The sequence below is a fragment of the Methanospirillum sp. genome, assembly GCF_035560735.1.
Lineage (GTDB): Archaea > Halobacteriota > Methanomicrobia > Methanomicrobiales > Methanospirillaceae > Methanospirillum.
The window spans coordinates 1-8,882 of sequence record NZ_DATMYY010000256.1; the positions used below are offsets into that span (position 1 = coordinate 1).

At 47.5% G+C, this 8,882-nt stretch carries 11 protein-coding genes, 1 tRNA gene, 1 other RNA gene and 1 pseudogene; 6 read left to right on the forward strand and 8 right to left on the reverse strand.

The window, feature by feature from the left end; genetic code table 11:
• Positions 1-40: 40 nt before the first annotated feature.
• The 4 genes from VN429_RS07225 (at position 41) to VN429_RS07240 (ending at position 2,503) form a co-directional block, all read left to right on the forward strand.
• Positions 41-113 (forward strand) — tRNA-Ile (locus VN429_RS07225).
• A gap of 47 nt (positions 114-160) precedes the next feature.
• Complete coding sequence (locus VN429_RS07230) at positions 161-1,195, forward strand: hypothetical protein (RefSeq protein WP_325631483.1); 1,035 nt, start codon at positions 161-163, stop codon at positions 1,193-1,195.
• Between the two features lie 14 nt (positions 1,196-1,209).
• An RNA gene (ffs, locus tag VN429_RS07235) (signal recognition particle sRNA) lies at positions 1,210-1,522 on the forward strand.
• Positions 1,523-1,540: 18 nt separating this feature from the next.
• The gene (locus VN429_RS07240) at positions 1,541-2,503 is read left to right on the forward strand and encodes a malate dehydrogenase (RefSeq protein ID WP_325631485.1); all 963 of its coding nucleotides are present in this window, start codon (positions 1,541-1,543) and stop codon (positions 2,501-2,503) included.
• A 24-nt stretch (positions 2,504-2,527) separates the two neighbouring features.
• On the opposite strand, the gene VN429_RS07245 is transcribed toward VN429_RS07240, so the two are convergent.
• The 3 genes from VN429_RS07245 to VN429_RS07255 are packed head-to-tail and all read right to left on the reverse strand — an operon-like array spanning position 2,528 to position 3,587.
• The gene (locus tag VN429_RS07245; RefSeq protein ID WP_109969984.1) at positions 2,528-2,785 is read right to left on the reverse strand and encodes an elongation factor 1-beta; all 258 of its coding nucleotides are present in this window, start codon (positions 2,783-2,785) and stop codon (positions 2,528-2,530) included.
• 3 nt (positions 2,786-2,788) lie between these two features.
• Positions 2,789-2,950, reverse strand: a complete 162-nt coding sequence (locus VN429_RS07250; RefSeq protein WP_109969983.1) for a zinc finger domain-containing protein — start codon at positions 2,948-2,950, stop codon at positions 2,789-2,791.
• Positions 2,951-2,996: 46 nt separating this feature from the next.
• On the reverse strand, positions 2,997-3,587 hold the full coding sequence (locus VN429_RS07255; RefSeq protein ID WP_325631490.1) for a uridylate kinase: 591 nt from the start codon (positions 3,585-3,587) through the stop codon (positions 2,997-2,999).
• Positions 3,588-3,616: 29 nt separating this feature from the next.
• On the opposite strand from VN429_RS07255, the gene VN429_RS07260 reads away from it, so the two are divergent.
• Positions 3,617-5,311, forward strand: a complete 1,695-nt coding sequence (locus VN429_RS07260) for a phospholipase D-like domain-containing protein (RefSeq protein ID WP_325631493.1) — start codon at positions 3,617-3,619, stop codon at positions 5,309-5,311.
• Between the two features lie 4 nt (positions 5,312-5,315).
• Here VN429_RS07260 and VN429_RS07265 read toward each other — a convergent pair whose 3' ends face one another.
• Positions 5,316-5,993, reverse strand: coding sequence for a cytochrome c biogenesis CcdA family protein (locus VN429_RS07265; RefSeq protein WP_325631495.1), 678 nt, complete (start codon positions 5,991-5,993; stop codon positions 5,316-5,318).
• Between the two features lie 2 nt (positions 5,994-5,995).
• Positions 5,996-6,583 carry a TlpA family protein disulfide reductase gene (locus VN429_RS07270; RefSeq protein WP_325631497.1) on the reverse strand — a complete coding sequence of 196 codons (588 nt, stop codon included), beginning with the start codon at positions 6,581-6,583 and terminating at the stop codon, positions 5,996-5,998.
• Between the two features lie 87 nt (positions 6,584-6,670).
• Between VN429_RS07270 and VN429_RS07275 the strand changes: the two genes are divergently transcribed.
• The gene (locus tag VN429_RS07275) at positions 6,671-7,063 is read left to right on the forward strand and encodes a hypothetical protein (protein WP_325631499.1); all 393 of its coding nucleotides are present in this window, start codon (positions 6,671-6,673) and stop codon (positions 7,061-7,063) included.
• Here the strand turns inward: VN429_RS07275 and nadC are convergent.
• The 3 genes and pseudogenes from nadC to VN429_RS07290 form a co-directional block, all read right to left on the reverse strand.
• Positions 7,020-7,868 carry a carboxylating nicotinate-nucleotide diphosphorylase gene (nadC, locus tag VN429_RS07280; protein ID WP_325631501.1) on the reverse strand — a complete coding sequence of 283 codons (849 nt, stop codon included), beginning with the start codon at positions 7,866-7,868 and terminating at the stop codon, positions 7,020-7,022. The genes VN429_RS07275 and nadC overlap by 44 nt on opposite strands.
• Complete coding sequence (gene nadA / locus VN429_RS07285) at positions 7,865-8,779, reverse strand: quinolinate synthase NadA (RefSeq protein WP_325631505.1); 915 nt, start codon at positions 8,777-8,779, stop codon at positions 7,865-7,867. Before nadA ends, nadC begins: the two co-directional genes overlap by 4 nt.
• Positions 8,776-8,882 (reverse strand): annotated as a pseudogene (locus VN429_RS07290) (aspartate dehydrogenase); the annotation flags it as partial. The pseudogene VN429_RS07290 and the gene nadA, both read right to left, overlap by 4 nt.

An 8,882-nucleotide genomic window follows, 5' to 3' on the forward strand; every position in this document is an offset into this window, starting at 1 on the left:
TGTCACAGGTTCGAGTCCTGTTGGCGGCGTTATTCTTTTTGGGCCTGTAGCTTAGTGGTTAGAGCGCCCGGCTCATAACCGGGCGGTCATGCGTTCGAATCGCATCAGGCCCATCATCCGGTTATTTTTTATTTGATGATCTCGTAGTGTTACTATCTGAATGCATTGTCCCGTCTGTGGTCAGGATCATATCTGCTATGCGCAGGACCTTGTCAGCAGGCGGCACGAAATTTTTTCTCCATGTTCTGATTGTAGTAGAACTATCAGAGACAAAACAGGTCCGCCAGAAGATTCACCTCCTCCGCCCTGCCATTGTGGCAGGGCTTTTATCGATGATGTATATGCCAGGCTCTACTTTCTTCTGGTTGATGCCGGGCTTTTCTCAGGAGATGAAGCCCTCTCTGCTGTGGGGATTCCCCTGATTGATCCTGGCGTTTTTCTACGTTCCCCTCCGTTTCTTCCCACTCGTTCCCTCATTCTGATCTCTTCTGTTTTTGATGATGACGCCGCGCATCGTGCATATCATGAAGTTCCTCAAATATCTGCCATTCTTAAAGAAGGAAAAGATCCTCCCGGAGTTGGAGATTGTGCTGATACAGCATCACATGTATGTTCTGAACATCGTCTCCTCTGTGGCTGTGATGTCCGAGCGGATCTGTTTCCAACCAGCCATGGTCCAGTAGTGGCTTACAAGAAACAGGGAGCGAGCCATATTGAGTTTCCTCATGGAGTTGATCCAAAGATACGTTCTGTAGAAACTGCCATACGAAGGGTCCACCCGTCTCTCTTTGTTGATGCGTGTTCTGGGGTGGGAACACTAGGGATTACTAGCGGAGTCCTTGGTGTTCACCATATTGTCCTTAACGATCCCTGGTATGCGGCAGCTTACTTTTCCGGGTTTAATTTGCTTGTGAACAAAAAATCACTGGGTCTTGATGAATGTGAATTTGCCATGGATTTTCCCCATCTCTCTCGCGAAAAACTCCTTGACGGACCCCTCCCTGTTGCTGAAGGATTTGGGGCAGAGAAAAAAGTAGAGGTATTTCAGGGACGGATGGAGTTACTCTCTCCTTTCATCCATGATCATGATGTTTTGACTGTTTTTGATCCTTTTGACAAGAAGAAGTTTAGGCAAAATCATTCATTTTTCCAGGGCTGGGAGAATGATGTAGGTGGGGAAGTTTTTATTCCCTGAGTCTTCGCATAATAATGGGGACTAGCCCGGGTGGATCGACGTCACCTGTAACCTGAAACCGCCGGTACGCAGGGGGCGAAGTTCGAGGAAGGCTTACACGTACTGCCCGAATTCTCCATGCTTTCAACGAAGAAACCCTGTCCTGTGAGGTCGATGGCCAGAAATCCAACCTTCGGAGGAAGGAACGACCTGTTGTCGCGGGGATCGGTCCAGGCCCGGAAGGGAGCAGACTTACCGTGAACGTTCGGCGCCCACGGGGTTGCGGGGCGGAGGAGAAGGCTTGAGACCAGGGTTGCAACGGTCTGTCGACCGAGAACGTGTCCCTATTTTTATACGCTGATTCTCATGACAAAAGTCACGATCATTGGTGCTACCGGACGGGTTGGTCAGTATGCGGCCCTCTCGATATCTCGGATACCGTACATACGGGAGATCCAGTTGTATGGCCGGGATGGTTCGCAGTCTCTCCTTGACGGAATTACCCGAGACCTCATAGACTCATTTGCAGCTACGGGTACAGCAAGTGTAGTGCGATGGAGCTGTGATCTTGCAGATATGAAGGGGTCTGACGTGGTTATTATTACGGCAGGGGTTGCCCGGAGACCAGATCAGGATCGTCTCGATCTCGCGCATGAGAATGCAAAAATTGTAGCAGATCTTTCTAAACAGGTTCAAAAGTACGCACCGGAGTCGATGATCATGATGGTTACCAATCCGGTAGATATCATGACGTCAGTGGCACTTCGGTATTCCGGGAAAAAGCCTCACCAGGTATTCGGTCTTGGTACACACCTTGATTCGATGCGCCTGAAGTCATTGATTGCTTCGTTCTTTCAGGTTCACGTCAGTGAAGTGCATACCCGCATCATTGGCGAGCACGGAGAGAGCATGGTGCCTCTCTGGTCAGCAACTACGATCGGCGGCATTCAGATATCCAATCTGCCCTCGTTTGGTAACTTACCTATTGATGATATCATGGGGATGGTCCGCTCATCAGGCCAGCAGATCATTGCGAGTAAGGGTGCTACTGTCTGGGGACCGGGCGATGCGATTGCTACGATCATAAAGACACTGCTTGGAAACGAAAACCGGATTTTAACGTTATCTGCATATGTCAAGAGTGAAGTGCATAACATTGGTGATGTCTGTATCGGTGTTCCAGCCCGAATAAACAAAGACGGAGTATTTCCGGTATCAATCAGACTTGACCCACTAGAGGTACATGCATTTCAGCGTTCTGTTGAACGGATTCGCGGATTAACTGAACAGATTCTCCAGAATCTTCAGCAATCAGATTCAAAGCAGTGAATCTGAAAAAAAGGTTTCTTTTAGTTAGACAAGCGTCGATCCGATGATCTCGGCCCGCTCTATTCCGGGAATGCTATTCAGTGTGGCCTCTGCTGCATCGGTTTGTCCTTCTGCATCCGGAACAACAACGACAACCTTGAGTGCAACAAGTCCGAACCCGATGGGTTCTTCCTGAATGTCCTGAACACGTGGAAGCTTTGCACGAATCTCTTTCTTGATATCTTCACGGTTTACTTCAGGAGATTCCGGCATTGCCTTGATGATCAGTGCCACATCACCCATGCTTTAAGGCCCCCGGAACCCACATGTCGGGCAGACGAACTCGACACTCTGTTCCCGGCAGCGGTAGCAGCGGCTGATACGGACACCACAGGCTGGGCAACCGAATTCGGTTGATCCCTGCTCTGCCATTGGGCCGTTGCATGAGGTACATTTCTCTTGACTCATATTCGGATGTCTCCAAAGGTGCTTATCTTATTCTTTCTTGATCCTCTTAAATTATGGTGCCAAAACCGGTTCCAACAACCTTCTCTCCCTTCATGGCTAGAGTAATTCTCTCAAGGAAAGTCCCGTTGATAATTATGCCATTTACCGAATGACACAAAATAAATGGGATGAACAGGGGATCAAGGTCAGACGTGTTAATTTGTGTTTTTATTGATTCGATCTGGACTCCATCTGCGCGTACCTGATCTATTGACTTCAGGATCAGAAGGTCTGCTCCCAGGTAGTCAGCCAGCCAGGCGCTGATGGTATCAGAGGTGATATCCCAGGTATGAGGCAGGGGATCTTTCTCTATGAGGTACTGATACGGAAGCATCACGCGTGGTTTATCTGTAAACTCTGGGTATCTTGTTGTTTCAACGCCAAATCCTGATAAGTACCATCCATATTGTTCCATACCTGCGATTGCCATCCAATGTGCAACTGTTCCATCCGAGCCAGTTTCCCGTACTGCATCAGCGAAGATACCACCTCCCGGAAGTATCAGGATAGCCTTGTTTGATTTGAGAATAGTCCTGATGATCTGCCTGGCATGGGGCAGCAGACTGCCTCCAATCTTGATCACCAGCGGCTTTTCCATGTGAGAAGTTTATTTCAGCAGATTCATTTATGGCTGTCTGTATATTCTGCACTATGCGTCTCATCACGCTGCTTCTGATAGTGTTTATCTGTGTAACCACAACTGCTGCATTTCAGATAACCGAGGTATATCCTGATACCTATCTGGATGGTGATGCCGATGAATACCTGGTGATCAGTGGAGACGGACCTCTCAGTTCTCTTGAGGTAACTGACGGAGAAGGGCGGATTACCTTTCCTGCTGGTGCGATATCATCTGGTTCAATAACCATAGCCCGTGATGGCGAAGCGTTTCACAAGGTCAATGGCAGATACCCGGATTATGAACTGATTGGAATGAGTCCGTCAGTTCCAGAGCCAATGGTGACCGGAAAGTTCCAGATGGCAAACCAGAAAGATGAACTCCTGCTAAAGGAACGTGGCTCTATCATTCAGAATCTGACGTGGCCGGGAACATTCAAACCCCGTAAAGGACAGGTACATGTCCTTGGTCCGGATGGTGTATGGGACGAGCGTGTTTTTATTTCGGGTGCTAGCCGGTTTACGCCAGAAACCTTTACAGATGTCACGGGTACAGCGTTTGTTTCTCCAGATTGCGGACGTGCGGTTTTTGAGCAGGCTATTTCATCTGCCCATCAGGAAATCCTGGTGAATGTGTATGAGTTTACAGACCCCGGGCTTGCTGGTTTACTCTGCCAGGCAGTTTCCCGTGGTGTGAAAGTGACAGTGCTGCTTGAGGGAGGACCTGTTGGTGGAATCAGTTCCGAAGAGCAAGCTGTCATCGCTACGTTACGTTCAGCAGGGATCAAAGTCCGGGTTATGGCAGGATCAGGAGAAGATCATGCTCCGTACAGGTATGATCATGCAAAATATCTAGTCATTGATGGAAAAGATCTCCTTCTCACAACCGAAAATTTCAAAGAGCATTCGTTTCCGAAGGCAGGCTTTGCCGGAAACCGGGGGTGGGGTGTTCTGGTCTCATCTCCTGAGCTCTGCTCCTACTTTTCAAAAGTGTTTTACTCAGATCTAAACGGACCCGGCGTCACAGATGTTCAGGGAAACAGATCGGAAATTCCCCAATATTCTGCAGAGGCATACAAACCTGTGTTTGCACCCCTCCATTTCAATGCATCTTTAGTAACTCCCGTCCTTGCTCCTGACACCAGTGATCTTACTGTGTCTCTTATAAATGGGACCAGATCCCGGTTGTTTATCGAAGAAGCGTATATCAAACACTGGTCACACGGAAAGAGAAACCCCTATCTTGAATCTGCGATAGATGCCGCCCGGAGGGGTGTTGATGTCAAAATTCTCCTTGATTCGTATTATTACAACATCGAAGAAGAGAATGATAATGATGAGATTGTAGCTGAAATCACAGCCATCGCCAGCCGTGAACATATTCCAATTGAAGCAAGACTTCTAGACCTTTCAGGTACGGGCCTGCTTAAACTTCATGCAAAGGGTATGGTTGCTGATGATTCTATATTGATCTCGAGCATCAACTGGAATGAAAACTCTCCCTCTTTCAATAGGGAGGCAGGTCTGATTATTGAGGATCGCAATATTGCCGGATACTTTGCCTCTGTTTTTGAACAGGACTGGAATGCGTATAAAAAACAGCCATTATCCCGTGAGACCGGGCCCGATCTCGCAAAGATAGGGCTTGCCGGAATGATCGTTTGTATGCTTGCAATCCTGTACTTGTGGCGACACCGCCAGTAAAAAATCAGATGTATTCACTGAGGAATACAAAAATAAGGTAATATAAGGCTACGACAAGCATCAGAACTCCTGCCACCCGGTTGATGATAAGATGATATTTTGTAAGGAATGCGACCGCCTTCCGGTTTGCATCCATTGAAAAAGCCGATAGAACCAGAAGCGGTGTTGCCATACCTATCCCGAATATGACAAAGTTGATAAAATTCGCAATAAAATCAGCGGTCGTTGTGGAAAGGGCAAAAAGCATGATGATTGATGCCGGGTTGCAAGGAAGTGCAACCAGCCCGAAGAATGCACCAAACAGACAGGCTGTTATCCAGGGTGTCTTTGCCTCCGGTGTCTGAACTGTGGGAAATATTCTGCCGATGTCAACACCAAAGATCATGCCAATGCTCATAATGGCCAGGATTAGGTATACAACCGGGCCGAGATATCCTATTACAAGGCTGGTAGACGCCTGTAGAACGGATACAAACACCACTCCGAATGCAAGCATCGCACCAATAACTCCTGCTGTGACAGCCAGGCCGAGCAGAAGTGTTGATATCCTCTTTCCCTGGGCTGTTCTCCCTGCCAGAAAGGCCAGGTATCCGGGATAAAGAGGGAGGACACACATAGCTCCGAGAGGGGTGTACAGGCCTGCAAGAAATGAAAGGATCCAGGTTTCAGGGGTGAAATCCATGGTTATGCACAAACCTGTGAAAGGGCACTCTTCAATGTCTGTGCTCTGAACAGTCCTGACCCCATATGGTTCACAGTCTTGCTGCAGACAATAACCGTCTGCGGGAGTTCTAGTGCGAAGCTAGTTCCGAATGTTCCTACCATGCCCCGTGTTAATTCTTTAGGTGCTGCTGCAAAGTGACCGGCATACTTCTCTTTCTCGATATGCTGCTTTACCATGTTCTGATTCTCATTGGGATCAATGTCAATGCCCACAATCGTGAATGCATCCGGGGATGTTGTCAGCATATTTTCGCTCTCTCCGAGTTGCATTGAGCAGGCAGGACACCAGACTGCAAAGGTATGGATGAGGACGGGTTTTCCCGTCTTTGCGAGTTGATCAATGGAAAATTGCTCTCCTGTTACCGCATCTGTCATTGGTATTTTTGTCCATGCAAGGCCCGGGTCACTTGGTTGAGTAGCATTAACATCAGGATTGGTAACCTCCTTGCTCACCTCTTTTGGTTGCTCTGATGCGGTTGCCAGGGTCATCAGAATAAGAAAAAAGCAGAGTCCGGTTATTAGAACTCTCCGATATCGGATATTGTGCATGTACAAGCATCTGTAATGATACTGTATAAACTTCCCCGGCTTTACGTACCGACAATCCTATGACGTACGGGCTACAACCACTCGGTAATGATTGAACGGCAGGAACAAACTGCTCTGCTGATTCTCTGTTTGGTGTTCCTATCCTGTGCTGTCTTTACGTGGATTGGTGAAGGGGTAGGAAAAGGTCCATTTGCCCAAAATTATACCTCCCAGTCCCCGGAAGGGGTCCTTGTATCACATCAGGGAATTGTTCAGAAAGTCACCGCTACTGCTACAAGCGGGAATCTGATTCTTGATATGGGGGATGTATCGGTCTTTATTTCATCTTCTGCTGCAGGTATGACTAACGTCTCTAAAGGAGACTTCATCCAAGTTTATGGGATTGTGCAGATATGGAAAGGAAAGCGGGAGATCCTTGTAAAGGATTCAGGAGATATTACGATTGTTGCCGTATCTCAAGGGAAAAATCTGCGTTCCTGACTGTGTGAGTGAGCATCCCGAGGCTTATCCGATCAGCCCCGACTGCTGCATATTCTTCGATGGTGTCCGGACTAATCCCACCAGATAGCTCAATCAGGACCTTTTCTCGCAGTCCACTGGTGATGAGAAGGTCCATAATACCAGTGATCTGGCCTGGTGTCATGTTGTCAAGCAGAATAATATCTGCACCTGCTCGTGCGGCCTGCATGGCTTCTTCAACAGATTCAGCTTCAACTTCGATGAGATGGTAGGCACTGGCATTCCTGGCACGTCTGACAGCTTCTCCGATTGTAATCAGGGTCCGGTGTGTATCTTTGATAAGTACTGCATCAGAGAGTGAGAACCGGTGAGGATCTGCTCCTCCAATCATGGCTGCTTTCTTATCCAGTAGACGGAGTCCTGGTGCGGTTTTACGTGTCGCAGCTATCCGGCAATCAGGGTTGATGGAATTTACGCGGTCCTGAATTCGTCTGGCCTCTGATGCAATTCCACTCATTCTTCCTATCAGATTCAGGGCTGTTCGCTCGACCAGGAGGATTGTATGGGCATCACCCTGAAGAGAGAGAACAATCGTACCTGAATCAATCCTGTCTCCATCTTTGTATCTGGAAGATATCTCCACTCTAAAATGCTCGAAGATATGGGATATCTCTGATAGACCTGCCAGGATCAGATCCTCTTTTGCGATGATATCTGCCTGACAGGTCTGTTTATCAAGAACATACTCAGAGGTGATATCACCGAATGGTGCATCTTCTTCAATGAAACTGAGGAGTTGTCTCAAAGGAATATCCGGATATTTCATGATACTGATGCTTCCAGCATCCGGTCAAGTGATCTCCGTGCAGATTCAAATGAGTCTTTTTCAAGTGTTATCTCGTTCTGGAGGTTTTTGATACACCGGATGAGATCCTCTATGGATGTTTTTCTCATATCCTTGCAGACTGCATCTTTGACTGCGAATATTTTTTTATCAGGAAAGAGTGACCTGAGCCGGACAACAATTGCTTCTTCAGTAAAAATATGCCACACCTGCTCGTTACTATCTCTGATAATTTTGATCATTTTTCCAGTTGATGCAACAATATCTGCCTTGTGTCTGACAACTTCAGGACATTCAGGATGCGCAAGGATGATCCCGCCGATTTTACGAGCATTATTGATATCTTCCAGACTGAACTGCTGGTGAACATAGCAGTGTCCATCTGTGGGCATAATGATGATCTTCTTTTCAGGAACTTGTTCCTGAACATAGCCGGCGAGGTTTGCATCAGGGCCGAATAATATCCTTAAATTGGGTAATGATTTGACAATTGCGACAGCGTTTCCTGAAGTGCAGACAATATCTGCAGTTGCCTTACAGGCAGCCGAACTGTTGACATATACTACAACGGCAGCGTCAGGATACTTTTGCCTGTACTCGACGATGAGTTCAGGTGTCAGAAAATCTGCAAGAGGGCATCCGGCATCCTGAACCGGGATAAATACTCTTTTATCAGGATTGAGAATTTTGGCCGTTTCAGCCATAAACCTGACACCGCAGACAATCAGTATGTCTGCATCTGAACTCTTTGCTGCCAGAGCTAGTTCCAGACTGTCTCCTACAACGTCAGCAACAGCCTGAATATCTGCTATCTGGTAGTTATGGGCAAGGATCTTCGCATTAAGTTCAGTTTTAATTCTTCTGATCTCCTGGCTGATATCAGGAGGCATCATGCCCCTATCACCAAGGGATTGTCAATATTTTTCAATAGTGAGAGGACGGAAAGGGCAGCGAGGTAACTTGTTGCTGGATTGTCTGGTGATGGAAGATTTGTTA

Coding starts and splice junctions, on each gene's coding strand:
- VN429_RS07230 (WP_325631483.1), top strand. CDS start 161: ATGCATTGTCCCGTCTGTGGTCAGGATCATATCTGCTATGCGCAGGAC.
- VN429_RS07240 (WP_325631485.1), top strand. CDS start 1,541: ATGACAAAAGTCACGATCATTGGTGCTACCGGACGGGTTGGTCAGTAT.
- VN429_RS07245 (WP_109969984.1), bottom strand. CDS start 2,785: ATGGGTGATGTGGCACTGATCATCAAGGCAATGCCGGAATCTCCTGAA.
- VN429_RS07250 (WP_109969983.1), bottom strand. CDS start 2,950: ATGAGTCAAGAGAAATGTACCTCATGCAACGGCCCAATGGCAGAGCAG.
- VN429_RS07255 (WP_325631490.1), bottom strand. CDS start 3,587: ATGGAAAAGCCGCTGGTGATCAAGATTGGAGGCAGTCTGCTGCCCCAT.
- VN429_RS07260 (WP_325631493.1), top strand. CDS start 3,617: ATGGCTGTCTGTATATTCTGCACTATGCGTCTCATCACGCTGCTTCTG.
- VN429_RS07265 (WP_325631495.1), bottom strand. CDS start 5,993: ATGGATTTCACCCCTGAAACCTGGATCCTTTCATTTCTTGCAGGCCTG.
- VN429_RS07270 (WP_325631497.1), bottom strand. CDS start 6,583: ATGCACAATATCCGATATCGGAGAGTTCTAATAACCGGACTCTGCTTT.
- VN429_RS07275 (WP_325631499.1), top strand. CDS start 6,671: ATGATTGAACGGCAGGAACAAACTGCTCTGCTGATTCTCTGTTTGGTG.
- nadC (WP_325631501.1), bottom strand. CDS start 7,868: ATGAAATATCCGGATATTCCTTTGAGACAACTCCTCAGTTTCATTGAA.
- nadA (WP_325631505.1), bottom strand. CDS start 8,779: ATGATGCCTCCTGATATCAGCCAGGAGATCAGAAGAATTAAAACTGAA.